This is a genomic window from Nocardia thailandica NBRC 100428, from assembly GCF_000308795.1.
Lineage (GTDB): Bacteria > Actinomycetota > Actinomycetes > Mycobacteriales > Mycobacteriaceae > Nocardia > Nocardia thailandica.
In genome coordinates this window covers 1-26,355 of the sequence record NZ_BAGK01000121.1, presented here as the reverse complement: position 1 = coordinate 26,355, position 26,355 = coordinate 1, and the positions used below count along the sequence as shown (strand labels likewise).

Here is a 26,355-nt window from a genome sequence, read left to right as displayed (position 1 = left end):
CGTCAGGATCCTTCCGGCCGCACCCGCGTCGTCTTGGTCGAGCGGATGTCGAGGGCCAGCTCGTCGGCGGCGGCGACGTGGCCGCGCAGCCGGACCGTGCCGTCGCGCTCGTCCACCTCGACCACGTTGCGCAGCAGTTTGGCGGTGTCCTCGTGGCCGGACGCGGCCGCGAGTTCCACCGCCCGCCGCAGCTTCGCGGTGGCCGTCGGCACGTCGCCGTTGCGGCGGGCCTCCAGCCCCTCCTGGACCGCGGCGGCGAGCTCGACCTGTCCGGTGTAGTGGGCGACGCGGGTGCTGATCCGCGTGGACAGCGAGGTGTCGGTGGTCCAGACCGCGCGCACCAGCCCCTGCCCGAGGACCTCGCCCGCGGCGACCACCGCCAGCCGCGCCGCCAGCTTCTCCCGCCCGGGCGCGGCGGGTTCGAGGTCGACCTGCACGTGGTACTCGCGTTCCTCGCTGCCCCACGACGACAGCGGGTACTCCCCCACCTGCGGGCCCTGGTCGGTCCGGCGGCCGGTGAGGTCCTCGAGCACCGGGGCGACCTGCTTGACCATCCGCACCCGCGCCCCGGCCGGGGTCCACACCCGCAGCGTCAGTTCGGGAATCGAGCGGGCCACCGAGGAGCGCATCATGGCCGCGAAGTCCTCGGCCAGGTCGGCCGGGTCGGCGACCAGGTCGGCGCCGCCGGACAGCTTCTGGGAGACCGCGCGCAGCTCGGCGGCCACCCAGTCCGCGCCGACGCCGCGGCAGTCGCACACGAAAACGCCTTCGGCCCGGTCGAGTTCGGCGGCCAGCTGTTCGGGACGCTCGTGTTCGTTCTTGCCGTCGGTGAGCAGGATGGCGTGCGCCTGCGCACCCGGGTGCGCGCCGGCGATCTCCCGGGCCAGCGCCAGCCAGCTGCCGATGGCGGTGCCGCCGTCGGGCCGCAGGCGGTCGAGGGCGCGGCGGGCGGCGGCCCGGTGGGCGCTGTCGGCCGGGGCGGAGTGCGCCCCCGTCGGATAGATCAGCCGCGCGGACTCGGTGCCCTCGACGATGGCGAAGGCGGTGCCGTCGGGCACCTCGTCGAGGGCGGCCACGGTGGCCCGGCGGGCGGCGGCGAACTTGCCGTTGTTGCCCATCGATCCGGAGCAGTCGATGATCAGGATCTCCAGGCGCGGCGGGGGCGTGGCGGCCGCGGCCAGCTCGGGGCCGGTGGCGACGGTGAGGACGGCGTCGACCACGTGGGCGCCCTCGGCGAGGAATTCGTTCTGGTCGACCGCGATCGACAACCCGGCGGTCTCGGTGACGCTCATGACACTCCTGGATCGGCGACGGGGACAGGGGCGAGGGCGACGGTGATGTTGTCGCTGCCGCCGCAGCGCAGCGCGTATTCGGCCAGGGCGTGCGCGGCCGAGCGGGGCGCCGCGCCGACGGTGAAGCCGGCCAGTGCCTGCGCGTCGGGCAGGTAGTTCCACAACCCGTCGCTGCACAGCAACAGCATGCCGGGCCCGCGCACCGTGACGCTGCGGACGCAGTTGTCCGACCAGGGTCGTTCGCCGCCGTCGGCGCCCAGCCAGCGCAGCAGCGTGTGCGCGCGCGGGTCGGACATCGCCGCGGACTCCTCCAGCGCGCCCGCCTCGACCAGCGCCTGGGCCCACGAGTCGTCGACGGTCAGCCGCTGGGACCCGGTGCTGCCGGGCTCGCCCAGCCAATAGCCGCGGCTGTCACCGACATTGGCGACCGTGAGCTCGGTGCCCTCGGCGGTTTCGCGCACGATGGCCGAGACATAGGTGCACGAGGGCGCGTAGTGCTCGCTGCGCGACATGCCGCGCACCGCGGCGGTGGCGGCGACCAGCCCGGCCATGACGCTCTCGTGCGCGTTCGCGCCCGCGGCCAGCGCGGCCAGCGCCGCGTCGACGCCGCTGCGGGCGGCCGTGCCGGAGGCGGCCTGGGGATCCTGCGAGGTCGAGACCCCGTCGCTGACCACGATCACCCGGGTGCCGTCGATGTCGCGGACCGCGGCCGCGACGGCGTCCTCGTTGCGGGCGTGGGAGATGCCGCGGTCGGTGAGCACGCACACCGCGCCCAGGTCGGCCTCGAACCGGTCCGGGACCGGCCGCGCCGCGCCGCAGCCCGTGCAGTAGCCGACGGCGCTGTACTCCTTGCCGCCGCACACACCGCACTGCGGCGCCACCGCCGGATCGGCGTAGGGCAACGCCACCCGGCGCACCCCCAGTTCGCGTCCGCACGCCTCGCAGAACCGGTCGCCGGCCGCCTCGGCGGCCGCGCAGTCCGGGCAGCCGGGCGCGCTCACCGTGTGGTCCTCGGCCGCACCGCGTTCGCCCGGTCGACCAACGCGAACCGGGACCACATGTCGTCGGCCTCCCTGGCCAACGTCCGAAAGCAGCGTTCCAACCCGGTCCGCACCCCTTGCTCGTTCCATTCCACATCCATCAACTGCTCACCGGCACCGGGCCGGTGCCCGGCTTCCCACCGCCGAAGCGCCGCTTCCCATACATACAACCGCACCTGGGCCGCGCGGCGCCGCGAATCCAGCCGCAACTGTGCCACGCGCGCGCCCGCCCTGCGCAGCATCTCCTCGTCGATCGACGCCGGATCCCGCTGTGCCAGCAGGGTTTCCACCGCGATCACGCGCGCCTCGGTGTACAGGGCCGAGGCCCGGTCGACCTGGTCGAGGATCGTGACCGCACCCTCGATGTCGCCGTCGCCGCGCCGCGACCGGGCCGCGCCGAACGCCGCCGCGACCGCGGAGTGATCGGTGCGCCACACCAGTTCGTAGAGCGCGCGGGCGCGCGCCGTGTCGCCCGCGGTCTCCAGGGCGGCGGCCAGCGCCAGCTTGGGCGCGGCCTCGCCCGGCAGCATGCCGTAGACCTCGTCGAAATCGGCGGCCGCCGCGGCGGCGTCGCCGTCGAGCAGGGCGGCCTGGCCGCGATACCAGGCGACGCGCCAGTCGCCGTCGAGCTCCGCGGGCAGCGCGCCGAGCCGGGCGCGCGCGGCGGCGGGGTCACCCGCCTCCAGCTCGGCGCGCACCAGCCGCAGCGGGATCTCGAGTGACTCGGCGCGCCCGGTGACCACCGCGGCCAGACCGGCCGTCAGCGCGGCCTCCAGCTCGGCCGGTGTCGCGGCGTCGGTGGTGGCCAGCAGGGCCGCGCCGGTGTCACCGGGATCGACGAGCGGGACGGGCAGTCCCGCCACGATCGCGGCAGGGACCGGCGGTTCGGCACCCGCGCCGAACACGCCGCGGGCCGGGCCGAAACAGACCGACATGCCGGGCCGCGGCACCCCGTCCTCGGTGGCGAGGACCTCGCGCAGCACGCCGGTGAGCTGGTCGGCCATCTCGGCCGCGGACTCGAACCGGGCGAGCGGGTCGGGATCGGTGGCGCGCCGCAGCAGCCGATACAGCGAATCGTGGCGGGCGAGGACGGGTTCGGCGCCGGGGTCGGGCAGGGGCCCGAGCCGGCCGTCGACCGTGGGCAGCCGCATCATCAGCACGGCCAGGGTGCGGCCGACGGTGTAGATCTCGGTCGCCACGGTCGGCCCGGTGTCGGCGATCTCGGGCGCCTGATAGCCCAGGGTGCCGTAGATGACACTGTCGGTGTCGTCCATCGCCATGACCGCGCCGAGGTCGATCAGCTCGAGGCGTTCCTCGGTCTGCATGACGTTGTCGGGCTTGAAATCGCAATAGGCCCAGCCGCGCCCGTGCAGGTAGCCCAGCGCGGGCAGCATCTCGAGCACGTAGGCGATGGCCTGCGCCGGCGGCAGGTGGGCGTCGTGCTCGCGGCGGCGGGTGGTCAGGATCTGCTTGAGCGAGGTGCCGCCGACATACTCCATCACGATGTAGCCGTCGCCGTCGTGCTCGGCGAAGTTGAGGATCTTGACGATGTTGGGGTGGTCGACCTCGGCGAGGAACCGTTTCTCGGCCAGCGCGGCGGCCAGCGCGTCGGCGTCGCCGGTGTCGATCAGTCCCTTGAGCACCACCCAGCGTCCGTTGACGCGATGGTCGGTGGCCAGGTAGATCCAGCCGAGGCCGCCGTGCGCCAGGCAGCCCGCGACCTCGTACTGCCCGCCGACCAGGTCGCCCCGGCGCAGTTTCGGCGCGAACGAGTACCGGGTGCCGCAGTGCGGGCAGAAGCCCTCGGTCCGGCCCGGTACCCCGTCGCGTCCCCGGCCGACGGGCTTGTCGCAGGAGCCGCAGACGCGGTCCTTCTCCGGCACGACGGGATCGGTGAGCACCGCCGAGGCGGGATCGATGCGCGGCACCGGCGGGACCTCGACCAGCCCGGCGCCGAGCCGCCCGCGGGCCGCCGAGCGCGCGGAACCGGTGCGCGAGGACCGCCGCGACGAACGGCCGCTCGCGGTCCGGGTGACCGCGGACGGCGAGTGCGCGGCCGCGGTCGGCGCGGTTCCGCAGGTCTCGCAGTAACCGTCGGAGATCGTTCCGCCGCAGCCGGGTTCGGCGCACAGCGCGGGCTTCGCGACCCCCACCGCGCCCGTGCCCGGCCCGAAAGCCGCCGTCGCGACCGGCGCCGTCCCGCAGACCGCGCAGTAGCCGTCCTCGATCGCGCCACCGCATCCCGGCTCGCCACAGATCACGAGGCCGCCCCCTTCCGCTCCCCTACGATCTGACGATAGTCGGCGACCGCGCGGGTGACCGCGCCGAGGTCGCAGGGGCGGCGGGTCAGCAGGCCCGCCGCGATCCGGTCCGCAGCCAGCACGTCCCGCTCCTCACTCACACCCAGCCGGGCCGCCTTGGCCCGGTACGCCTGCAACCGGCCGCGCAGCTCGGCCCTGCGGTCGAGCAGTCCCTGCGCGAGATCCCCTCGCTCCTCGGCGCGGGCCTGCGCGGCGGCGACCCGGGCGCGCAGCGCGAGCAGCGCGTCCGCCGGGGCCGGGTCGGCGCGCGTCGGCGCCCGCAGGCCCGCCGCCACCGCGCGCAGGGCCGCTGCGGGCTCGCCCGGATCGGGAAAGGCCCCGCACAGGATCTTCGCGGCCGCCTCGGCGACGAGCCCCGCCGCGCGCGCCTCGCTCTCGGCGAGGCGGGAGACCGCGGACCCGAGTGCCGCGAGGGCGGCGGGCCAGTCGGCGACGATCGCGAGATGGTCGGCGTGGCGGGCGGTTTCGGCGTCGGAGAGCGCGGCGAGGTCGGCCAGCGCGCGCTCGACCTCGCCCGGGGCGAAACCGAGCGGGTCGGTGCCGGAGCGGCGCAGCAACTCGGCCAGCGGGCCCGCGACGGCGGCGAGCGCGCCCCCGGACGCCTCGACGCGTCGTTGCAGCGGCGCGGCGCCGTCGATCACGCGGCCGTTCACGGACTCGACGGCGTCGGCGAAGCCGGCGACCACCGGGAAGGCGGCGCGCATCCGGTCGAGGGTGTCGGCGACCCCGACCGCCACGATCCGTTCGCGCGGCCCGGTGAGGCGCCGTTCGGCCAGCGGGATGGGCGTGCGCTCGATCTCGTGGGTCCGCCCCCACAGCAGCCGCGCGAGGGTCACCCGGCCTGCCTCGTCCAGCCGGTTCCCCGAACCCCGGGTGGCCCGGACGATGTCGAGGATGTCGCGCAGGTGCCCGAGGTCGGTCCACAGCGCCGACAGTGCCTCCTGGACCGACGCCCAGCGGCGCGCGGTCTCCCCCGTCGGCGGGTAGCGGCGCACCTGGGCCAGCCCGGGATGCCGGTCGAGCTCGACCAGCGTGTCGGTGACCGCGGCCAGTTGCGCGGTGCGCGCGGCGATCTCGCGGTCGAGATCGGGCAGCGGCGGGATCGCGGTCACCGGGGTCCGCCGGAACCGGGGCGGCGTCGGGTGACGGGGGGACGGGGCGTGCTCATGGCGTGTACTTCGGCTCCGGCGGCGCGGGCGCGGGGCCGAGGACCGCCAGGTGATTCTGGTAGAGCCGCTGCCAGGTGCCGTCGGACCGGACCCGCTCGAGCACGCCGTTGACGAACCGCACCAGGTCGGGCTGCCCCAGCGGGAGCCCGATCGCGTAGCGTCCCGAGCTGATCGGGTCGCCGACGATCCGCAGGTTCGGTTCCTCCTCGGCCAGGCCGTAGAGGATGGCCTCGTCGGTGGCGATCGAATCGACCTGGCCCTGCTGCAACGCCACCAGGCAGTCGGTGTTGGTCGCGACGACCAGGGCGGTCGCCGCCCAGGGCATCCGCGACAGCTCGTTGTAGGCCGTGGTCCCGCGCGCCACGCACAGCCGCTTCCCCGACAGCCCGGCCGTGCCGGTGATCCCGGACGAGGCCAGGACCGCGACCCGGCCGACGGCGCGGTAGTACACGGCGGAGAAGTCGACGTCGCGGCGGCGCTCGCAGGTGACGGTGAAGGTGCGCACGATCATGTCGACCTTGTGCTCGGTGAGCGCTTTGATCCGGTCGGCCGCGGTGACGGAGCGGAACTCCACCCGGTTGCGGTCGCCGAACAGGTCCTGGGCGATCTCGCGGGCGAGGTCGATGTCGAACCCGCGCAGTTCGCCGGTGGCCGGGTCGCGGAAGCCGAACAGGTTGGTGTTCTGGTCGACGCCGACGCGCAGCTTGCCGTTGGCGACGATGGCGGCCATCGGCGAGCCCGCGGGCATGGCCCCGGGCGCGTAGCGGGCGCCCGGGCGCAGGGTCGCCTCGGCGTCGCAGGTGTCGGTCGCCACCGGCGGAGCGGCGGCGGGGGTGACGATCTCGGCGCCCGGCAGTTTCGGCGCCGTCGCCCGCGCGGTCGGCACGGCGGGCGGCGGCGCCGACCCGCACCCGGCGGTCACCGCGGCGACCAGCGCCAGCGCGGGCAGCCACACGCGTGATCTCACAGGAACTCCTTCAGGCGCGGCCACAGCCCGCCGACGGCCACCGCGGCGGCGCCGAGCAGCAGCAACGGCAGTGCGTAGGGACTCGGGATCAGGACCGTCCGCGCCGCGTACACCCCGTCGCGCAGATCGGTGCGGGCCTGGGCGAGTTCGGTGCGCAGCGCGGTGTCGAGGCGGTCGAAGCTGCGCTCGGAGCCGTCGGGGCCGCCGCCGATCGCCTGGGCCACCGCCCGGGTGTAGTCGGCCGACTCGTAGGCCGCCAGTTGGGTGCGGTGCCCGGATTCCCAGCTCACCAGGGCGCGTTCGGCCTCCGAGTGGCCGATCCCGGCCGCGGTGAGCCGCCCGCGCAGGTCGCCGGTGTGGGTGCGGTAGGCGTCCTCGGAACCGGTGATGTCGCCGCGGGTGATCAGGCCGAGCATTTCGTCGGTGCGGGCCCGCTGGGCCAGGATCCGCGCCTGGGCGAGGTCGTCGGCGCGCGCGCCGGCGCCCCCGGCGCCGCGGTCGAGCAGCTGCCCGGCGGCCAGCGTGGCGCCGAGGCCCCACAGCAGGGCCAGCACGGTGGCGCAACCGGCCACGGCGACACCGACATTCACGCGCCGGTTGGTGCGCCGCGTCAGCAGGACCGAGCCGCCCGCGCAGACCGCGAGCACGAGGACCAGCAGGACCACCGTGGTGTACGGGACGGCGCCGATCGCGTCCTGATCGGCTCGCACGGCGTCGGTGCGGGCGTCCTCGAGCTCCTGGGCGCGCGGCAGCAGCGAGGTCTGCATGAGTTCGGAGGCCTGCCGCAGGTAGGCCGAGCCGACGGGGTGACCCTGCCGGTTGTTGGCCCGCGCGGTCTCCACCAGGCCCGTGTAGGTGGGCAGGTCGGCGGCGATGCGCGCCACGACCGCCCTGGTCTGTTCGTCCCCGGCGCCCGCGGTCGCGTCGGCCAGCGACACCGCGGCCTCGGCCAGCGCCTGCTCGTACCGGCCGCGGACCTCGGTGGATTCGATGCCGCCGGACAGGAAGGCCGCGGCCGCGCTCGCGTCGGCCGTCGACAGCGCGACGAACAGGCGCTGCGCCGCGAAGGCCAGCGGCTCGGTCTGGGCGAGCGCGCGGTCGCCGCGTTCGATCTTGGCGTCGAACTGGCGACCCGCGGTGAGCCCGGCCGCGACGCACAGCACCGTCAGCACCACGATGAGCGCGCCGATCAGGCCCGGCGTGGTCCGCGCGAAACGCCGCAGCCACACCCCCGCCGCGCGCACGGCCGCCGGAAGGCGCGATCTCACACCGTCCTCCTTCATCTCCCCGGGCGGTGTCCCTCGATCGCGATAGTACGGGAGGCGAAGCAATCCGGCCGTGTGATCGCCTGGGCGCCAGCGCAGTCCGGCTCCGGACACGAAACGGCCCCCACGCACGGCATGCGTGGGGGCCGGGAGACGCGGTCGGTCAGGCGCCGGCGGCGGCCTTGCCCGCGTTCGCGCGGACCTTGCTGAACTGCAGCACACCGTCCTCGATGGGCGCCTTGTGCATCAGCGCGCGGTCGCGGTAGTAGTTGTTGATCAGCTTCCAGGCGCCACGGGCACCCTGACGCGGCATGACGCCGTCGCCGCGCTGGATGTAGCCGGAGGTCAGCGCCCCGCCCATCAGCGACTCCGGCGCGATGTCCTCGGGCTCGGCGTGCACCTCGAACTTGTCGTAGCCGCGGTCGCGCATCAGGTTGAGCACCCGGCACAGGTAGGCCGCGGCGAGGTCGGCCTTCAGGGTCCAGGAGGCGTTGGTGTAGCCCAGGATCATCAGGAAGTTCGGGATGTCGGAGTACAGGACGCTCTTGTAGGCGACGGTCTCGTTGAACTTCACCGGCTCGCCGTCGATCGACATGGACGCGCCGCCGAGGATCTGCACGTTCAGGCCGGTCGCGCTGACGATGATGTCGGCCTCGAGCTCCTGGCCGGACTCCAGCAGGATGCCCTTCTCGGTGAACTTCGCGATGCGGTCGGTCACGATGTCGGCCTTGCCCGACTTCAGCACCTTGAACAGGTCGCCGTTGGGCACCACGCACAGGCGCTGGTCCCACGGGTTGTAGGACGGCGTGAAGTGCTTCATGTCGACCTTGTTGCCCAGCTGCAGCTTGATCTGGGTCAGGATGACCTTCTTGGCCAGCTCCGGGTTGGTGCGCGAGAGCTGGAAGCTGGCGCGCTGCAGGGCGATGTTGCGCGCGCGGCCGATCTTGTAGGCCACGGCCTGGGGCACCCGGGCCAGCTTGAAGCCGCCGGCGAACGGGTCCTCGGACGGCAGCGCCTGGATGTAGGTGGGCGAGCGCTGCAGCATCGTGATGTGGGCGACGTCGTCGGCCATCGACGGGATGAGGGTGATGGCGGTGGCGCCGGAACCGATGACCACGACCTTCTTGCCCCGGTAGTCCAGGTCCTCGGGCCAGTGCTGCGGGTGCACGATCTGTCCCGCGAAGTCGGCGGCGCCGGGGAACTCGGGCTGATAGCCCTCGTCGTAGTTGTAGTAGCCCGAGGCGCCGACCAGGAACTTCGCGGTCCAGGTCTCGGTCTCGCCGGTGGCCTCGATCAGGGCCTGCACCGTCCAGGTGGCGGTGGCGCGGTCGAAGTCGGCGTGGACGAACTTGCGGCCGAAGTTGATGTGCTCGGTGACGCCGTATTCCTTCGCGGTGTCCTCGACGTACTGCCGGATGCTCGCGCCGTCGGCGAGGATCTTGGTGCCGATCCAGGGCCGGAAGCCGAAGCCGAAGGTGAGCATGTCCGAGTCGGACCGGATACCGGGGTACTTGAACAGGTCCCAGGTACCGCCGATGTTCTCCCGGCGCTCGAGGATCGCGTAGCTGCGACCGGTCTGCTCGCGGGTGAGGTGGCAGGCCGTGCCGATTCCGGAGAGGCCGGCGCCGATGATCAGTACGTCGACATGCCGCGTCATTGAGGTTACTCGTTTCGTCTGGTCCACATCCGGGCGCCTTCGCCCGTGCTACCCCGAGGTTACGTGTTTCACGCAGTTACGTCTAGTTTCGCCTCCTCGTCGGTCACCAATCGCAACCTCCGGGCCAGATCGGAGACGAACACGCGCTCGGGATCGGCCGCGTCGCGCACCGCGCGCCACTCGTCCAGCCGGGGATACATCGCGCGCACCGTCTCGGGTGTCGCGCGCGACTCCTTGGCGAAGTACAGCCGCCCGCCCGCGTCCAGGACACGGCGGTCCATGTCCGCGCAGAACCGGTCGAGCCCGGCCTTCATCGGGAAGTCGAGGCTGAGCATGTAGCCCGGATGCGGCCAGGACAGCGGCGCCCGGCTGCCCGCGCCCATGCGCTTGAAGACATTGAGGAACGAGCGGTGCCCGGAGTGGGCGATCGCCCGCACGGCCGCGGCCAGCTCCCGCTCGGCGCCGTGGGGCATCGAGAACTGGTACTGCAGGAACCCCCGCCTGCCGTAGCCGCGGTTCCACTCCCCGAGCAGGTCCAGCGGGTGCAGGAACTGGGTGATGTTCTGGATCAGGCCGCGCCCGCGCGCGGCGAAGGTGCGGTGGGTGACCTCGGCGCCCAGCCGGGCGGTGACTCCGTTGACCATGCCGTCGGGGAACATGTCGGGCACGGTGAACAGCCGCGGCGCGGCGAAGTGCAGCGGGTCGCGGCGCAGCGCGGGCGGCAGGTCCTCGATCCGGGCCAGGTTGCCGCGGCTGAAGCCCGCGCGGCCGAGGCCGGGGCCGATACCGATGGTGTCGGGCACCGCGACCGAGTACTCGTAGCCCTCGTCGGAACCGTCGGTGAGCAGCGCCATGGTCTCGTCGAGATTCGCCGTGCGGTCGCTGTCGACCAGGAAGTACGCGGTCTCGGTGCGCTTCAGGCGCAGGCGGGCCCGCACCACGATGCCGGTCAGGCCCATGCCGCCGACCGTGGCCCAGAACAGGTCGGCGCCGGGGCCGTCGGGGCCCAGCGTGCGGATCTCGCCGTCGGCGGTGAGCAGGTCGAGGGATTCGAGGTGGTTGCCGAAGCTGCCCGCCGAGTGGTGGTTCTTGCCGTGGATGTCGGCGGCGATCGCCCCGCCGACGGTGACCTGGCGGGTGCCCGGAAGGACGGGCACCCACAGCCCGTGCGGGAGGGCGGCGCGCATGAGGGTGTCGAGGCTGACCCCGGCGTCGAGGTCGACCGTCGCGTTCTCCGGGTCGATCCGGTGGATCCGGTCGAGGGCGGTCATGTCGACGACCAGGCCGCCGCCGTTCTGCGCCGGGTCGCCGTAGCTGCGGCCGAGGCCGCGGGCGATGACGCCGCGCGGACCGGCGCCGCGGACCGCCGCGGCGACGGCGTCCAGGTCGGGGGTGGACAGCACCCGCGCCACGGTGGGCGCGGTCCGGCCCCAGCCGGTGAGGCGGCGCTGCTCGATGCGGGTCGAGGGGGAAGTCACCGAGCCGAACGTAGCCAACCGCCGGGGCGGCCGCCACGATCGCAGTTCAGCTCCGGTGTCGCCTCCGTGGACCGGGGCGGAACCCGCTGATCGGCAGGACGATTCACCGGGTGCAATGCTGCACGTGCTGCCGCCGCGAAACCGCGTGCGGCACGGGCTGATCCACGACCCGCCGGTAACCCGGCTCCGACCCGGTCGCTTCCGTGTCCTGCGGCCGATCGGCGCGACGGGCATTCGCGCACAGCGTGCCTCGTCGGCCGACTCCGGCAGACCGGGTGGTCTGCACTCGGTGCAGCGGGGGTTCCACGTGAATCAGCAGGTCGAGCGTCCGGAAACCGCCCGGCGGCGCCCCCGCGACCGCCCCTCGACTAGGCTCGGGTGGTGTCTGTGACCGTCGGCTTCGATCTCGATATGACCCTCGTCGACTCCCGCCGCGGGGTCGCCGTCGCGGTCGATCGATTGGGTCGCGAGTTCGGCATCCCGCTCGACGGCGAGCGCTTCGCCGCGCATCTCGGCCCACCGCTGGCCACCCTGCTCGCCGACAACGGCGCGCCGCCCGAGCTGATCCCCGCGCTCGTCCCCCGCTATCGCGCCCTCTATCCCGAGATCGTCCCGCTGGTCCCGGCCATGCCGGGCGCGGCCGAGGCCATCGGGGCCGTGGGAGCGCGCGGCGGCCGGGTCGTGGTGGTCACCGGCAAGCACGAGCCGCTGGCCCGCCTGCATCTGGACCATCTGGGCTGGCGGGTCGACCGCCTCGCCGGAGACCTGTGGTCCACCGCGAAGGCCGAGGTGCTCCTCGCCGAACGGGCCGGAATCTACGTCGGCGACCACGCCGGGGACATGCGCGCGGCCGTGGCCGCCGCCGCGGTGGCGGTCGGCGTCCCCACGGGCCCGTGCGACGAGACCGAACTCAAAGAAGCGGGCGCGGAGGTCATCCTGGCCGACCTGACCGAATTCCCGGACTGGCTGGACGGATTCGATCCGCGGTCCTGACCGTCCGGCGCGGCCGCACCCGTCGTGCCTCCCGCCGCCAGGGCCGGTTCACCAGCACAATCGCTCCCATGAGCGCACCCAACGACTGGAATGCCGAGATCATCGCCGAGTTCCGTGCCAACGAGGGCCGCGTGGGCGGCAACTTCGAAGGCGCCCCGATGCTGCTGCTCCATCATCGCGGCCGCAAGACGGGCCGCGACCTCCTCACCCCGATGATGTACCTGCCCGACGAGCACGACCCCGACACCCTCTACGTCTTCGCCAGCAAGGCGGGCGCCCCGACCAACCCCGACTGGTACCACAATCTCGTCGCCGCGGGCACCGCCGAGATCGAGCGCGGCACCGAGACCTACCCCGTCACCGTCGAGGAGATCACCGGCCCCGACCGCGACACCCTCTACGCCGAGCAGGCCCGCCGCTACCCGGGCTTCGCCGGCTACGCGGAGAAGACCGCGGGCATCCGCACCATCCCGGTCCTCGCCCTGCGCCGCGCCTGACCACCCCCGGCCACCGACGCCCGGCGGCGTCGGTGGCCGGTACAGCGCGGGGCGCGGTCGGTGGAGCACGGGCTCCGGGTCCGCCGGGAGAACCCCCGCGCGCGGCGCCGCTGAACTAGGCTCGCGCCGGATACGCCGAACCAGGACGACAGACGGGTGGCAGCCGTGGTGACCGCGCTCGCAAAAGGCCAGAACGCTCCCCTGCCAACGGGGGCGATCACGCTGGCCGTCCGCTTCGGCGCGCCGGCCGACATCTCCGCGCTGCTGGTGACCGAGGCGGGCAGCGTGCGCTCGGACGCCGACTTCGTCTTCTTCAACCAGCCGCGGGGACCCGGCGTCGCGCTGGCCCCGGCGCCGGGCGGCGGGCCGGACGCGGTGCGGGTCGACCCGGACGGCGTGCCCGCCGAGATCGCCACGGTGCGGGCGGTGATCACGCTCGACGACGCCGGATCGTCCTTCGGCGGGTTCGCGCCGCCGGTCGCCACGGTCGCCGACGAGCGCGGAAACACGCTCTACGAGTACCGGATCGAGGGGCTCGGCCCGGAATCGGTGGTGATCGCGCTCGAGGTCTACCGGCGGGCGGGGGCGTGGAAGGTCCGCGCGGTCGGTCAGGGCTATGCGGGCGGTTTCGCGGCGCTGGTCACCGATCACGGGGTCGCGGTCGACGACGAGCCGGTCGCCGAGGCCGCGCCCCCGGCCGCCGCGCCGCCCGCGCCGGTGCCGACGCCCGACGAGCCGGTGGTGCGCGTCGCTCCCGGCGAGGAGCGGCTGTCGTTCGAGAAGCGCCAGGTGCTCGACCTGCGCAAACGCGAGGTCGCGAAGGTCCTGCTGACCAAGGGGGCGACGCAGGAGCGGGCCCGGGTCCTGCTGGTGGTGGACAAGACCGGCAGCATGCACAGCCTCTATCGGCGCGGGGTCGTCCACCGGGTGGTGGAGCGCATGATCGCGGTGGCCACCCAGCTCGACGACGACGGCGTGCTCGAGCCGTACCTCTACGCCCGCCGTTTCGCGAAGCTGCCCGACATCCGGGTCGAGCACGGCGAGGCCTGGTGCGCCGAGTTCCTGCACCTGTCGGGCGTGCACGGCGGCATCGACTACGGCCCGCTGGGTGCCAGCAACGACGAGCTGCCGATCATGACCGAGATCCTGTCCGGCCTGTCGCGGGGCGACGGCCCGACCCTGGTCCTGTTCTTCACCGACGGCGGCTTCTCCCAGAAGGCCAAGATCGCCGCGCTGATCCGGGAAGCCTCGGCGCTGCCCGCGTTCTGGCAGTTCGTCGGCCTCGGCAAGGCGAACTTCGGGCTGCTGCGCACCCTGGACGACCTCGACGGCCGCGTGGTCGACAACGCCGGCTTCTTCGCCGTCGACGACATCGACCGGCTCGACGACGCCCAGCTCTATCACCTGCTGCTCTCGGAGTTCCCGGACTGGCTGCGCGCGGCCCGCGCCGCGGGCATCACCCGCTGACGCCGAGGATCTCCAGGAAGGCCGACGCGGCGGGGGTGCGAGTGGTCGCGCTCCACACCAGGTACTCGATGCGCGCGGGCCCGTCGATCACCTCGAGGGTGACCAGCGCGGCGTCCTCGGGCACGTAGGCGGCGGGCAGCATCGCCACGCAGAGGTTCTCGGCCACCAGGCGCACGACGTAGTCGGCCGTGGAGACCTCGAAGGCGACGTCGCGGGTGAGTCCGGCCGCGGCGAAGGCCTGGTCGGACTGCATCCGGCCCGCCGTCCCCGCGGGGAGATCGACGAAGGTCTCCTCGGCGAGCCGGGCCAGGCCGACCGGCCCCGCGCCCGCGAGGGGATGTTCGGGTGAGACCACCGCGACCAGCCGGTCGCGCAGCAGTTCGCGCACGCCGACCCCGGCCGGATGGTCGCTCGTCGGTAGCCCGAGGAAGGCGACGTCGAGGATCCCGTCGCGCACCTGCTGGGCCAGCACCTCGCTCCAGCCGACCCGCAGATCGATCCGGACCTGCGGGTGACGGCCGCGGAACACGCGCAGCGCGGCCGGGATGTCCACGGCCGTCACCGAGGGGATCAGGCCGACCGCGAGCCGACCGCGGACCTCCCCCACGGCCGCGGCCACCTCCGCCGCCGCCCGGTCGGCCGCGTCCAGGCACTGGCGGGCCGCGGGGAGGAAGGCCGCCCCGGCGGGGGTCAGCCGGACCCGCCTGCTGGTCCGCTCGAACAGCCGCGCGCCGAGTTCGCGTTCCAGGCGGGCGATCTGGTGGCTCAGCGCCGACTGCACCACGTGGCACTGCTCGGCGGCCCGGGTGAAACTGCTGGTGTCCGCGACGGCGAGGACGTACCGCATCTGCTGGAGCTCCATACATCTATCGTGATCGACGATCGTTCCGGTGACAAACATGTGTTGGATTCATTGATCGGATCGCGGTGTGATGCTGTGTATGAGAACAGCAGCCGCCCAACCGGTTTCCCCGCCCGCCGCCGGCGGTGTCGCGGGCGTACTCCCCCGCACCCTGCTCACCGCCCTCGCCCCGGCGTCGTGGGGGACGAGCTACATCGTGGTCACCGAGATGCTGCCGCCCGGTCATCCGGTCTTCGCCGCGGTCCTGCGCGCCCTGCCCGCCGGGCTCATCGCGCTGGCCTTCACGCGGGTGCTGCCCTCGGGGGTCTGGTGGCTCAAGGCGGCGGTGCTCGGCATCCTCAACATCGGCGTCCTCAACGCCCTGATCTTCGTGGCCGCCGAGCGGCTGCCCGGCGGGGTCGCCGGCACGCTGGCGGCCGCCCAGCCCCTGGTCGTGGCGGTGCTCGCCGTGCTGGTGCTGCGGGAGCCGCCGTCGGGGTGGCGGCTGGCGTGGGGCGCGGCGGGGATGGCCGGGGTCGGGCTGGTCGTCCTCGGGCCCGCGGCCGCCTTCGACGTCGTCGGCGTGCTGGCCGGCCTCGGCGCCGCGTCGTCGATGGCCCTCGGCATCACGCTGACCAAGCGCTGGGGCAGGCCGCCGGAGGCGAGCCCGACGGCCTTCGCCGGCTGGCAGCTGATCGCGGGCGGGTTGTTCCTGCTCCCGATCACCGCGCTGACCGAGGGCGCGCCGCCGGCCGTGGACGGCACCGCGGCGCTCGGCTACCTGTGGCTCGGCCTGGTCGGCGGCCTGATGGCCTATGTCCTGTGGTTCCGGGGGATCGCGGCACTGCCGGTGACCTCGGTCGCCGTGCTCGTGCTGCTCTCGCCGCTGGTCGCCGCGACCCTGGGCGCGGTGATCCTCGGCCAGACCCTCGGCGCGGTCCAGCTCGCCGGCTTCGCGCTCGCCCTCGCCGCCATCGTGGCGGGCCAGCTCCCAGCCCCGGCGCGTACGCGCCGCTGATCACCCTGTCCGGAAAGGAAATTCCCGTGAACCGCACCATCCTCGTCACCGGCGCCACCGGCAGTCAGGGCGGCGCCGTCGCCCGCAGCCTGCTGCGCGACGGCTGGACCGTCCGCGCCCTGGTCCGCGACCCGCACGCGCCGGCCGCCCGGGCCCTGGCCGCCCGGGGCGCCCACCTGGTGACCGGCGACCTCGACGACGCCGCCGCGCTGCGCGAGGCCGCGGCCGGGGCCGCCGGGGTGTTCAGCGTCCAGCCCATGCCCGACGCCGACCCGGACCGCGGCATCCGCGTCGCCGACGCGGCGGCCGCGGCCGGGGTCGGCCACCTGGTCTACAGCTCGGTGGCGGGCGCCGAACGCTCCACGGGCATCCCGCATTTCGACACCAAGGCCCGCGTCGAGGAACACCTGCGCGGACTGGCTGCGACCGTCACCGTGCTGCGACCGGTGTTCTTCATGGAGAACTGGCTCGGCATGCTGCCCCGCGACGGCGGCGAGGTAGCGGTGCCGCTGTCACCGCACACCCGGTTGCCGATGATCGCGGTCGCCGACATCGGCCGGATCGCCGCCGACGCCTTCGCTCATCCGGGTGCCTACGCCGCGGGGCCCTGCCCGCTCGCGGGGGACGAGCTCAGCGTCGCCGAGATCGCCGAAGCCGTCACCGCGGTGACCGGCAGGCCGGTCCGCTTCACCCGCCGCGCCATCGCCGAGCTCCGGGCCACCGACGACGCGGCGGCGCGCATGTTCGACTGGATCGACCGCGAGGGTTTCGGCACCGACGTGCCTGCCCTGCGCCGCCGTCATCCCGGTCTGCTGACCTTCACCGAGTGGCTCACCGGGTCACGGCCGCCCGCCGTCACCGGCTGAGTGCGGCCGCCGCCAGACCGTGTGATCGTCTCCGCCCCCGTCGATTCCGAGCGGAGGAGAGGGGGGACGCGGCGGGACCGGACGCGTCCGCGGCGGCGGTATGTGCGGCCCCGGCCGGGTCCGGGCCACGGACGGCGCCGGGACGTCGTGGACCGCCCCGGTCGTCGGAGCGCCCGGCACCCGGGCCCGGCCTCGACGAACGAGCACGACGACGATCACCGCCGCCGCCACGAGCACGGCGACCGGCACCGCCACGGTCAGCAGGACCAGCAGATAGCGGGTGAGCTGCACCAGCCTGTCGGAGGCCGGGGGCGCCTCCTGCGCCAGCGTGATCAACACGACGGAATCTCCCCTCCCGAAACATCCGGCGCCGCAACGGCACCCGGCCCCCGGGCTTTACCCGTCCTCAGATTCCGCGAAACGCGGCGTTCGCCACTTCCGGGCAGAACAGGCACGGCGCGAGCACCCAGGCGCCCACCCCCGCCGCCACGACCAGCAGGCCCGCCGCGACCACGGGCGCCACCCACGTCGGCCGACGCCTCCGGGCCGCGCCCGGCGCGTCCCGTGCGCGGAGCCGGCGCAGCAGCGCGAGCACACCCACGACCAGCGTGGCGACCAGCACGACGGCCCCCGCCCCTCAGACGCGGGCGGCAGCCGGGCGGCGGGGCGCGACCACCCCGTGCTCGATCAGGCTGTCGGCGGTGTCGGCGAGGGTGTCGGCGACCGGGCGCATGGTCCAGCCCAGCTCGCGGCGCGCCTTGTCGGCGCTGACGTGCTCGGTCCGGCCGAGCACCGGCAGGGTCAGGCGGACGGTCGGGTCGAACAGCGCGACCAGGCGGACCAGGAGGTCGGGCAGCACCCGGGTGGGCACCGAGAAGCCCCGCGGCCCGTACCGGTCGGCGAGGATCCGCGCCATGTCACCCATCCAGAGCGGGTCGGCGGCGCAGATGTAGCGGTTGCCCGGCGCGCCCGGCGTCTCCATGGCCAGGCGGTGGGCCACCGCCAGGTCGCGCACGTCCACCGGGGTCCAGCCGGTCCGCACCGATCCGGGCACCGACCCGTCGAGGAGCTTGCGGATCGCCTCGTGCGAGGTGGACAGCCGCTCGTCGAACACCGGGCCGAGGATCATCCCCGGGTTCACCGCGACGAGCTCGAATCCCCGTTCGGGGGGCAGGGATTCGGCGAATTCCCAGGCGGCACGCTCGGCGAGGGTCTTGCTCTTCTGATAGGCGGGCACCTTGTCGACCACCGACCAGTCGGCCTCGGTCCGCACCCGGTCGGTGTCGTGCCCGTAGGCGACGGCAGCCACCGAGGAGGTCAGCACCACCCGGCGGACGCCGCCGTCGGCCGCCGCGCGCAGCACGCGCAGGGTGCCCCGCACGGCAGGCTCGATCAGCTCGTTCTCATCGGCGGGCGGCGTCGAGGGGAAGGGAGAGGCCACGTGCAGGACGTAGTCGCAGTCGCGCACCGCCTCGGCCCAGCCCGCGTCGCTGTCGAGGGTGGCCGTGACGAGCTCGAGGCGGCCCGCGGCGAGGTGGTCGACCAGGTGGGCGCGGGTCCGCGCGGCGGCGGGGTCGCGGACGGTGCCGCGCACCGCGTAGCCGTGGGCGAGGAGTTCGGCGATGCAGTGGCCGGCGACGTATCCGGTTGCGCCGGTGACGAGTACACGGGAGGTCATGTCTGTTCCTTCGGGAGGACGAGCACATCTGAACGCTGCTCAGATCATCTAAGCACTGCCTAGATTCGCTGTCCAGTGCCGATTCCGCGCACCCGGTCGCCTACCCTGGGCGAGTGAGACGCACCAGCTACCACCACGGCGCCCTGCGCGACGCGCTGCTGGAGGCCTGCCTGCGGCTGATCGAGACCGAGGGACTGGCGGCGGTGAGCCTGCGCCGGGTCGCCCGCGAGGCCGGGGTCAGCAGCGGCGCCCCCTACCACCACTTCGCCGATCGGTCCGCGCTGCTCGCCGCGCTGTCCATCGACGGCTTCCGCGCCCTCGCCACCGAACTCGCCGCCGCCCGCGACACGGCCGAGGCACCCCTCGACCAGCTCACCGCGCTCGCCGAGGGCTATGTGCGCTTCGCCCGCACGCATCCCGGGCACTTCCGGCTCATGTTCCGGCCCGAGCTGTCCCAGCCCGACAAGCACCCCGACGCCGCCGAGGCCGGGGACGCCGCCTTCGCGGTGCTCACCGACACGATCGCCGCCGGAGTCGCGGCCGGCGTGCTGCCCGCCGAGCGCGCCGAGACCCTGGCGGTGGCCTGGTGGGCCCTGGCCCACGGCCTTGCCTCGCTCGGCGTCGACGGCCAGCTCGACAAGCGCAGCGTCCAGCTCGGCACCGATTCGGCCACCCTCGTCGACGACATCGTGCGCGGATTCGGCGCCCTGCTCACGCCCCGCTGAACCGCCCACCGCCGCGGGCCCGATCACCTACAGTGGAACCGGCCCCATGATCGTCCTCGAGAACGGACAGGCGACATTTCGACCGGCACCCTGCACACCCCGCGCTACGGCGACGGCGCCCTGGCCGACCTGCTCCCGTCCGCGCTGGCGGCCCTGGACGTCGCCGGGGAGCGCGACCGGATCGGCCTCGACCTCGCGGCGACCCGCGTGTGCGTCCTGCTGGTCGACGGCCTCGGCGCCACCGCGCTGGCCGCGCATCCCGAGGCCGCGCCCTTCCTGTCGAGCCTGCCGGCCGCCACGCTGACCGCGGGTTTCCCGTCGACCACCGCGACCAGCCTGACGTCCCTCGGCGCGGGCGCCACCCCCGGTGAGACCGGCATCGTCGGCCACATGCTGCGGCTGCCGGGACAGGACCGGCTGTTCAACACGTTGCGCTGGCGGCTGCACGGCGACGGCCACGGCGACCCGCTGGCCGAGTTCCCGCCCGAGCGGATCCAGCCGCGCCGCACCGTCTTCGAGCGCGCCACCGACGCCGGGATCACGGCCGTGCAGATCGGGCCCGGCTACCAGGACGGTTCGGGGCTGAGCCGGGCGTCGTTCCGCGGCGGGGGTTTCCGCACCAGCTTCGGCGTCGGCGACCTGGTCGCGGGCGCCACCGACGCGCTGCGCGGCGCGGACCGCGCCCTCGTCTACGCCTACCACCCGGACCTGGACACCACCGGGCACGCCCGCGGGCCCGCCTCCGACGCCTGGCTCTACGAGCTCGCGCACACCGACCGCATCGCCGCCGACATCGCCGAGCGCCTGCCCGCGGGCGCCGCGCTGATCGTCACCGCCGACCACGGCATGATCGAGCTGTCGGACCGGATCGACTTCGACACGCACCCCGAGCTCCAGGAGGGCGTCGCCGTGCTGGGCGGCGAGCCCCGCGCCCGCCATGTCTACGTCACCCCGGGCGCGGCGGGCGACGTCCGCGACACCTGGACCGCGACGCTCGGCCCCGGGTTCAGCGTGCTGTCCCGCGAGGAGGCCGTGCGCGCCGGCTGGTTCGGCCCGCGCGTCAGCGACGAATGCGCTTCGCGCATCGGCGATCTCGTCGTCGTCGCCCGCGAGACCGTCGGCGTGGTCCGCAGCGCCGCCGAGCCGATCCAGGCCCTCATGATCGGCCATCACGGCTCGCTCACCGAGGACGAGCTGACCGTGCCGCTGCGGGTGTATCGGTCCTGACCCGGCGAAACCTGCGCCGAGCGGACACGCATCCGGCGCCGACCTTCTAGGCTGAGGGCGATCCGGTGCCGGACGCGCACCGGAGAACACCCCTCAGGAGGACCCATGCCCGCCACCCTCGCCCGCACCGGCACCTTCGCGCTGGCGACCGGGGCCCTGGCGGCCACGCTGCTGACCGGCTGCACCGAGGTCGAGACCCTCGTCAACCGCGGCGGGGACACCCCGTGCAGTGAATACGTCAACCAGGACGCCGACACCAAGCGCATCACCATCACCAAGGCGCTCAAGCAGAAGCTCGGCACCGACAACGAGCCCTCGGGCACCTCGGTCGACTCGATGATCGTCCAGGTCGACCTGCTGTGCGCCACCCAGCGCAACACCGAGACCCCGATCAAGAACGCCGACGTCGCCGGGATCTTCCTCAACAAGTAGCCCGCCGTCCAGACCGCTCGACGGCGCGAGCCCCACGGCGGGGCCAATCGCCACCGCGATCGCCGCGGACCTGCTACACAGGACGGATGGCAGGTGCAGATCAGGAGCCGGCGCCGGAACCCCTTCGCGCGGACTCGCTCTCGGCCTACCGCGGCGAGCTGGAGAAGGAGTGGCACCGCCTGGCCGCCCCGGCCCGGCCCACCCGCCTGCCGCGCGACAACGGCTCGATGCGCAGCGACGTGGTCGACTCGTGGCGCCGGTCGCTGACCACGGTCGACCCGTCCCGCACCGTCGCGCCCGGACACGACGACATCGCCGACCGCTGGACCGACTCCCCGCTGCGACGCCCGGTCACCGAGATCGCGGGCCAATTGCGGGGCATCGCCGAGGATTCGGGCTACCTCGCTGTCGTCAGTGACGATTCGGGGACCATCCTGTGGACCGCGGGTGACCGCAGCCTGCGCAGGCAGGCCGATGCCGTGAACTTCGCCCCGGGCGGGCTCTGGGACGAGTCCAACATGGGCACCAACGGCCTGTCGCTGGCGTTGCACGACGACCGCCCGGTCACCGTGTTCTCCGCCGAGCACCTGGTCGCCGCCCTGCACGGCTGGGTCTGCTACTCCGCCCCCATCCACGGGCCCGACGGCCGCCAGGTCGGCGTGCTCGACCTGTCCTCCACCTGGGAGCGCTCGCACCCGATGGTGATGACGTCGGTGCGCGCGCTGGTCACGGCCGTGGAGACGATGCTGCGCGCCGAGGCCCCCGCCCCCGCGCCCGGTATCCGGCTCGAATGCCTCGGCGCCGCACGGCTCCTGCGTGACGGCAGGCCGGTACCGCTGCCGCCGCGCCAGCTCGAGATCCTGGCGCTGCTGGCCCTGCACCCGGAGGGCTTCACGCCCGAGCAGCTGCACGACGCGGTCTACGGCGAGCGCTCGGTCTCGCTGAGCACGCTCAAGGCCGACGTCTCCCACCTGCGCCGGGCCACCCGGGGCGAGATCGCCAACCGCCGCTACACGCTCACCGGTCCCGTGTCCTGCGACGCGGTCGACCTGCTGGCCGCCATCGAGGGCGGCGACCTGACCTCGGCGCTGTGGCTCTACCGCGGCCCCCTGCTCCCGGGGTCGAGCACGCCCGGCATCGAACGCTGGCGCGACATCCTCGACGTCGGCATCCGCAACGCCGTCCTGGCCAGCGATCGCGCCGAACACGCCGTCGCCTTCGGTCAGCGCTGCCCCGACGACGCCGAGATCCACGAGCACGCCCTGGCGCTGCTCCCCCACGACGACGTCCGCCGTGCCGTCGTGACCGCCCGGCTGTACCAGGCAAACCGCTTCTGACCTGCCCCGATACCCCGCGTCGACGCCTGACCAACCTCGCACCAACCTCGGCCGACCATAGTGTTCCCCACCACGGACACGGCCGCCGAGCAGCGAGGAACAGATGATCTACGGCAAGCCCGGATCGGACACCGGCATCGTCAGCTATGCCGTCCGGTACGACAACTTCATCGGGGGTGACTGGGCCGCCCCGATCGAAGGCCGCTACTTCGACAACACCTCGCCGGTGGACGGGGAGGTCTTCTGCACCGTGGCCCGGTCCACCGCCGCCGACGTCGAGGCGGCGCTGGAGGCGGCCCACCGGGCGGCCGACGCCTGGGCCGCCACCGCGGACCGCACCCGGGCCGAGATCCTGCTGGCCATCGCCGACCGGATCGAGAACAGCCTCGAGCCCCTGGCCGTCGCCGAGTCGTGGGACAACGGCAAACCCGTGCGGGAGACCCTCGCCGCGGATCTGCCGCTGGCCGTCGACCAGTTCCGCTACTTCGCGGGCGCGCTGCGCGCCCAGGAGGGCGGGATCTCGCGCGTCGACGCCGACACCGTGGCCTACCACCACCACGAGCCGCTCGGCGTCGTCGGCCGGCTCGTCCCGTGGAACTTCCCCATCCTGCTGGCGGCCCGGACGCTGGCGCCCGCGCTCGCGGCGGGCAACTGCGTGATCGTCAAACCGGCCGAGCAGACCCCGGCCTCCCTGCTGCTGGTCGTCGAGCTCGTCGCCGACCTGCTGCCGCCGGGAGTGCTCAACGTGGTCAACGGCTTCGGGCCCGAGGCGGGCGGCCCGCTCGCCGCGCACCCGCGCGTGGCCGCGATCGCCCACACCGGGGAAGCCGCCGAGATCGTCCCGGCCGCGGGCACCCCGGGCGGGAAGAGTCCCACCATCTTCCTGCCCGATGTGCTGGCGGCCGACGACGCGTTCCTCGACAAAGCCGTCGAGGGATTCGTGATGTTCGCCCTCAACCAGGGTGAGGTGTGCACCGCACCGTCGCGGGCACTGATCCACTCGTCGATCTACGACGAGTTCCTCGCCCGCTGCATCGCCCGCACCGAGGCCCTGGTCGCCGGCCATCCGCTCGACACCGAGACGATGATCGGCGCCCAGACCGGCAACGACCAGTACGAGAAGATCCTGTCCCACATCGACATCGGCCGGACCGAAGGCGCCCGCGTGCTCACTGGAGGGGAAGCACGCAAGGTCGACGGTCTGCCCGGTGGGTACTACATCGAGCCCACGATCTTCGAGGGCACGCACACGATGCGGATATTCCGGGAGGAAATCTTCGGACCCGTGGTCGCCGTGACCCGCTTCGACAGCGTCGACGAAGCGATCCGGATCGCCAACCAGACCCGATCCGGCCTCGGCGCGGGCGTGTGGACCCGTGACATGGACACCGCGCACCGGCTCGGCCGCGGCCTGCGGACGGGACGGGTGTGGACCAACTGTCACCAGCACTACGGTCTCGGCCGCGAACATCGTGCCGAGACGCTCCGGCGGTACCAGCGGACCAAGAGTCTGCTGGTCAGCTACTCACCGAACGCACTGGGGATGTTCTGATGCTGAGTCAGGTGCACCGTGTCGATATCACCGAGCCCGCGCAGACGCTGCTGCGACAGCTCATCGAGGAGAACGGCCCGGTGCTGTTCCATCACACCGACGACGACGGCACCCCGATCTGCCGCTCCGCCCGGGATTTCCGGATCAACCGCACCGACGTGCTGCTGGCCCGGCTGACCTGGCACACCGAATTCTGGGTCACCCCGGACCGATTCGACGCCTGGCGCGACACCCATCTGACCCTCGACGTGACCGACGGCGCCGCGGCGGACGGATCGCTGGAGGCGGGCACCGGCATCCGGTTCGTGCTGGCCACCCGCGGGCTGACCGAGGCCGAGGCCGAGGCGCTGGCCGCGGGCCCACCGCCCCGCACGGGCGCCGACCGCACCCTGTAGAGGGTGCCTCCGAACCTGTCCTGCCCGGGCGATCGGGGCCTTGGCAGGACACGGCGAGCCCCCGCCGCCTGGACGCCACAGCGCGTTCAGGTGGCGGGGCGAGCTCGTTTTCGCGCTATAGCAAAATTCTTGCGGCGCAGACAAAATCGCGTCTCGCTCAGCGAGACATACGCCGCGGGGAATACAACAATTCCGTTACGTTGGGCCGATGTTCACAGCACGGCTCGGTGTTCGCACCCGGATTCTCGCGATCGCTCTCATTCCGAGTCTGACCCTGCTGGTGGTGGGTGTCGGTACCGCGGGTTACCTGGTGCAGCAGGGCGACAAGGCCAAGACCTGGGCCGAGGAGATGCAGCAGGCGGGCCCCTACAGCCGTGAGCTGATCGAGTCGGTGCAGGCCGAGCGGCAGCTGACCCTGGCCCATCTGGCAGGAGACGAGGCCGCGGCCCAGCAGCTGCCTCAGGCGCGCGCACGCCTCGACACCGCGTTCCGGGTGCTGATCGAGCAGTCCGCGGGCATCCGCAAGGTCGACGACGACGAGATCGGTGACGACAAGGCCGGATTCGCCACGCTGGGTTCGCACCTGAGTTCGGTGCGTGGCGGCGCCGACGTCTTCGCGCTGCCCGCGCCCGACGCCTACAACTTCTACAACCGGCTGCTCGACGTCTTCACCCAGGGCACCAAGGTGGCCGAGCGCCGCGCGCCCGACGCGACCGTGGCCGCAGGCGTCGCCGAGGGCCTGCGGGTGCTCAACGCCGGCGAGGCCATGGCGCGCAGCAACGCGCTCGCGCTGTCGTTCTCGACCGCGGGCGGGCCCACCGCCGTCGGCCTCGACGAGCTGGTCCGCCAGGTCGGCTTCTACCACAGCGAGGTCACCAACCTCCTGACCGAGCTCGGCGCCGACGAGCGGCGCGGGATCGAGGCCCTCGTCGCCACCCCGGCCTGGCAGCAGTTGTCCGCCATGGAGTCCGCCCTGATCGCGCGCTACGCCGCCCAGCAGGCGGCCGCGGCCGCGGGGACGGGCAGCTCCGGCAGCGCCCGCCAGAGCACCACCGCCCAGCCCGCGCTGCCGATGGACCTCGCCGCCTGGCAGGCGGCGGCCAGGGAGGTCAACGCGGGGCTGCTCGGCGCCTACACCGAACACAACCGCCACGTGCAGGGCCTGGCCCAGGACACGGCCCACGAGTCCGAGGTCGCCGCGGCCACCGCGGGCGGCGGCGTGCTGCTGATCAGCGGGCTCGGCTTCCTGGCCGCCCTCCTCATCGCCAACCGGATCATCCTCCGCCTGCGCAGGCTCCGCTCGGAGACCCTGGTCCTGGCCGACGAGCGCCTGCCCGAGACCATGGCCCGGCTGCGCGACGGCGAACAGGTCGACGCCGCGGACGTCGCCCCGAAGCTGGACTTCGGCAAGGACGAGATCGGCGAGGTCGCCCAGGCGTTCGAGCACGCCGCGGCCGCCGCGCTGCGCGCCGCCGTGGACGAGGCCCGCACCCGCGAGGGCGTGAAGGCGGTCTTCCTCAACATCGCCCACCGCAGCCAGATCGTGGTGCACCGCCAGCTCGAGATCCTCGACGAAGCCGAACGGCGCCAGGAGGATCCGGCCCTGCTCGAGACGCTGTTCCGCCTCGACCACCTGGCCACCCGCGAACGCCGCAACGCCGAGAACCTGATCATCCTCGGCGGCGGCCGCCCGGGCCGCCAGTGGCGCAACCCGATTCCGGTGATGGACGTGGTCCGCTCGGCCATCGGCGAGACCCTGGACTACGCGCGGGTGCGGGTCACCCGGCTGCCCGAGGTCAGCGTCGTCGGCGCCGTCGTGGCCGACCTGGTCCACCTGCTCGCCGAACTCGTCGACAACGCCACCAGCTACTCGCCGCCGCAGTCGCGGGTCGAGGCGGGGGGCAACGTCGTCGGCAAGGGCGTGGTCATCGAGATCACCGACCAGGGCATGGGCATGAGCCCCGAGGACCTCGAACGCTACAACCAGATGCTGTCCGCGCCGCCGGACTTCGGCGTCGGCAACCTGTCCGCCGACTCGCGGCTCGGCCTCTACGTGGTCGCGCGGCTGGCGCAGAGCCACGGGGTGTCGGTGCGGCTGAGCGAATCCGACTACGGCGGCGTGCGCGCGATCGTGCTCA

23 protein-coding genes are annotated in these 26,355 nt (G+C 73.5%); 12 read left to right on the top strand and 11 right to left on the bottom strand.

All coding sequences use genetic code 11. The features are described from left to right. Positions 1-2: 2 nt before the first annotated feature. The 8 genes from ON36_RS12795 to dprE1 form a co-directional block, all read right to left on the bottom strand. Positions 3-1,292 (bottom strand): vWA domain-containing protein, encoded by a 1,290-nt coding sequence (locus ON36_RS12795; RefSeq protein WP_043651853.1) that lies wholly within the window; start codon positions 1,290-1,292, stop codon positions 3-5. Further along, positions 1,289-2,293: a PP2C family protein-serine/threonine phosphatase gene (locus tag ON36_RS12790; protein WP_043651850.1), complete on the bottom strand. Its 1,005-nt coding sequence runs from the start codon at positions 2,291-2,293 to the stop codon at positions 1,289-1,291. Before ON36_RS12790 ends, ON36_RS12795 begins: the two co-directional genes overlap by 4 nt. After that, positions 2,290-4,593 (bottom strand): serine/threonine-protein kinase, encoded by a 2,304-nt coding sequence (locus ON36_RS12785; protein ID WP_083885096.1) that lies wholly within the window; start codon positions 4,591-4,593, stop codon positions 2,290-2,292. Before ON36_RS12785 ends, ON36_RS12790 begins: the two co-directional genes overlap by 4 nt. Next, entirely contained in the window at positions 4,590-5,765 is a 1,176-nt protein-coding gene (locus ON36_RS12780; RefSeq protein ID WP_043651847.1) for a hypothetical protein, read from the bottom strand. The genes ON36_RS12785 and ON36_RS12780 overlap by 4 nt, the downstream gene beginning before the upstream one ends. A gap of 52 nt (positions 5,766-5,817) precedes the next feature. Next, entirely contained in the window at positions 5,818-6,789 is a 972-nt protein-coding gene (locus ON36_RS12775; RefSeq protein WP_043651845.1) for a glutamate ABC transporter substrate-binding protein, read from the bottom strand. Then, positions 6,786-8,057 (bottom strand): GlnX family signal transduction membrane protein, encoded by a 1,272-nt coding sequence (locus ON36_RS34195; protein ID WP_245558059.1) that lies wholly within the window; start codon positions 8,055-8,057, stop codon positions 6,786-6,788. The genes ON36_RS12775 and ON36_RS34195 overlap by 4 nt, the downstream gene beginning before the upstream one ends. A 160-nt stretch (positions 8,058-8,217) precedes the next feature. Beyond that, a complete protein-coding gene (locus ON36_RS12765; protein ID WP_043651843.1) occupies positions 8,218-9,711 on the bottom strand; it encodes a flavin-containing monooxygenase in 1,494 nt (497 codons plus the stop codon). A 68-nt stretch (positions 9,712-9,779) separates the two neighbouring features. Then, entirely contained in the window at positions 9,780-11,189 is a 1,410-nt protein-coding gene (dprE1, locus tag ON36_RS12760; protein WP_245558058.1) for a decaprenylphosphoryl-beta-D-ribose oxidase, read from the bottom strand. Between the two features lie 381 nt (positions 11,190-11,570). Here dprE1 and ON36_RS12755 point away from each other — a divergent pair, with 381 nt between their 5' ends. The 3 genes from ON36_RS12755 to ON36_RS12745 all read left to right on the top strand — a co-directional run bounded on the left by ON36_RS12755 (position 11,571) and on the right by ON36_RS12745 (position 14,146). Further along, a complete protein-coding gene (locus tag ON36_RS12755; protein ID WP_043651902.1) occupies positions 11,571-12,182 on the top strand; it encodes an HAD family hydrolase in 612 nt (203 codons plus the stop codon). Between the two features lie 68 nt (positions 12,183-12,250). Next, a complete protein-coding gene (locus tag ON36_RS12750; protein ID WP_043651841.1) occupies positions 12,251-12,679 on the top strand; it encodes a nitroreductase/quinone reductase family protein in 429 nt (142 codons plus the stop codon). Positions 12,680-12,844: 165 nt separating this feature from the next. Then, on the top strand, positions 12,845-14,146 hold the full coding sequence (locus ON36_RS12745; protein ID WP_083885094.1) for a vWA domain-containing protein: 1,302 nt from the start codon (positions 12,845-12,847) through the stop codon (positions 14,144-14,146). Here ON36_RS12745 and ON36_RS12740 read toward each other — a convergent pair. Next, positions 14,136-15,008, bottom strand: coding sequence for a LysR family transcriptional regulator (locus ON36_RS12740; RefSeq protein WP_043651839.1), 873 nt, complete (start codon positions 15,006-15,008; stop codon positions 14,136-14,138). The genes ON36_RS12745 and ON36_RS12740 overlap by 11 nt on opposite strands. A 79-nt stretch (positions 15,009-15,087) precedes the next feature. On the opposite strand from ON36_RS12740, the gene ON36_RS12735 reads away from it, so the two are divergent. After that, positions 15,088-16,005 carry an EamA family transporter gene (locus tag ON36_RS12735; protein ID WP_052313925.1) on the top strand — a complete coding sequence of 306 codons (918 nt, stop codon included), beginning with the start codon at positions 15,088-15,090 and terminating at the stop codon, positions 16,003-16,005. 26 nt (positions 16,006-16,031) lie between these two features. Further along, positions 16,032-16,871 (top strand): NmrA/HSCARG family protein, encoded by an 840-nt coding sequence (locus ON36_RS12730; RefSeq protein ID WP_218001193.1) that lies wholly within the window; start codon positions 16,032-16,034, stop codon positions 16,869-16,871. A gap of 406 nt (positions 16,872-17,277) precedes the next feature. Here the strand turns inward: ON36_RS12730 and ON36_RS12720 are convergent, their stop codons facing one another. Together ON36_RS12720 and ON36_RS12715 are read right to left on the bottom strand one after the other, a co-directional pair. After that, positions 17,278-17,493: a hypothetical protein gene (locus tag ON36_RS12720; protein WP_043651834.1), complete on the bottom strand. Its 216-nt coding sequence runs from the start codon at positions 17,491-17,493 to the stop codon at positions 17,278-17,280. 15 nt (positions 17,494-17,508) lie between these two features. Further along, positions 17,509-18,549, bottom strand: coding sequence for an SDR family oxidoreductase (locus ON36_RS12715; RefSeq protein ID WP_043651831.1), 1,041 nt, complete (start codon positions 18,547-18,549; stop codon positions 17,509-17,511). Between the two features lie 113 nt (positions 18,550-18,662). On the opposite strand from ON36_RS12715, the gene ON36_RS12710 reads away from it, so the two are divergent. The 7 genes from ON36_RS12710 to ON36_RS12680 form a co-directional block, all read left to right on the top strand. Continuing rightward, positions 18,663-19,274, top strand: coding sequence for a TetR/AcrR family transcriptional regulator (locus ON36_RS12710; protein WP_043651829.1), 612 nt, complete (start codon positions 18,663-18,665; stop codon positions 19,272-19,274). Between the two features lie 207 nt (positions 19,275-19,481). Continuing rightward, complete coding sequence (locus ON36_RS12705) at positions 19,482-20,501, top strand: alkaline phosphatase family protein (RefSeq protein WP_306306908.1); 1,020 nt, start codon at positions 19,482-19,484, stop codon at positions 20,499-20,501. A gap of 105 nt (positions 20,502-20,606) precedes the next feature. Then, positions 20,607-20,933 (top strand): hypothetical protein, encoded by a 327-nt coding sequence (locus tag ON36_RS12700; RefSeq protein ID WP_043651824.1) that lies wholly within the window; start codon positions 20,607-20,609, stop codon positions 20,931-20,933. An 86-nt stretch (positions 20,934-21,019) separates the two neighbouring features. Further along, positions 21,020-22,270: an AfsR/SARP family transcriptional regulator gene (locus ON36_RS12695; protein WP_052313923.1), complete on the top strand. Its 1,251-nt coding sequence runs from the start codon at positions 21,020-21,022 to the stop codon at positions 22,268-22,270. Between the two features lie 103 nt (positions 22,271-22,373). Continuing rightward, positions 22,374-23,822, top strand: coding sequence for an aldehyde dehydrogenase family protein (locus ON36_RS12690; protein ID WP_043651823.1), 1,449 nt, complete (start codon positions 22,374-22,376; stop codon positions 23,820-23,822). Positions 23,823-23,833: 11 nt separating this feature from the next. Beyond that, the gene (locus ON36_RS12685) at positions 23,834-24,217 is read left to right on the top strand and encodes a DUF779 domain-containing protein (protein WP_157224857.1); all 384 of its coding nucleotides are present in this window, start codon (positions 23,834-23,836) and stop codon (positions 24,215-24,217) included. Between the two features lie 208 nt (positions 24,218-24,425). Next, the coding region (locus ON36_RS12680; protein ID WP_043651819.1) for a sensor histidine kinase at positions 24,426-26,355 on the top strand (1,930 nt) is incomplete at its 3' end.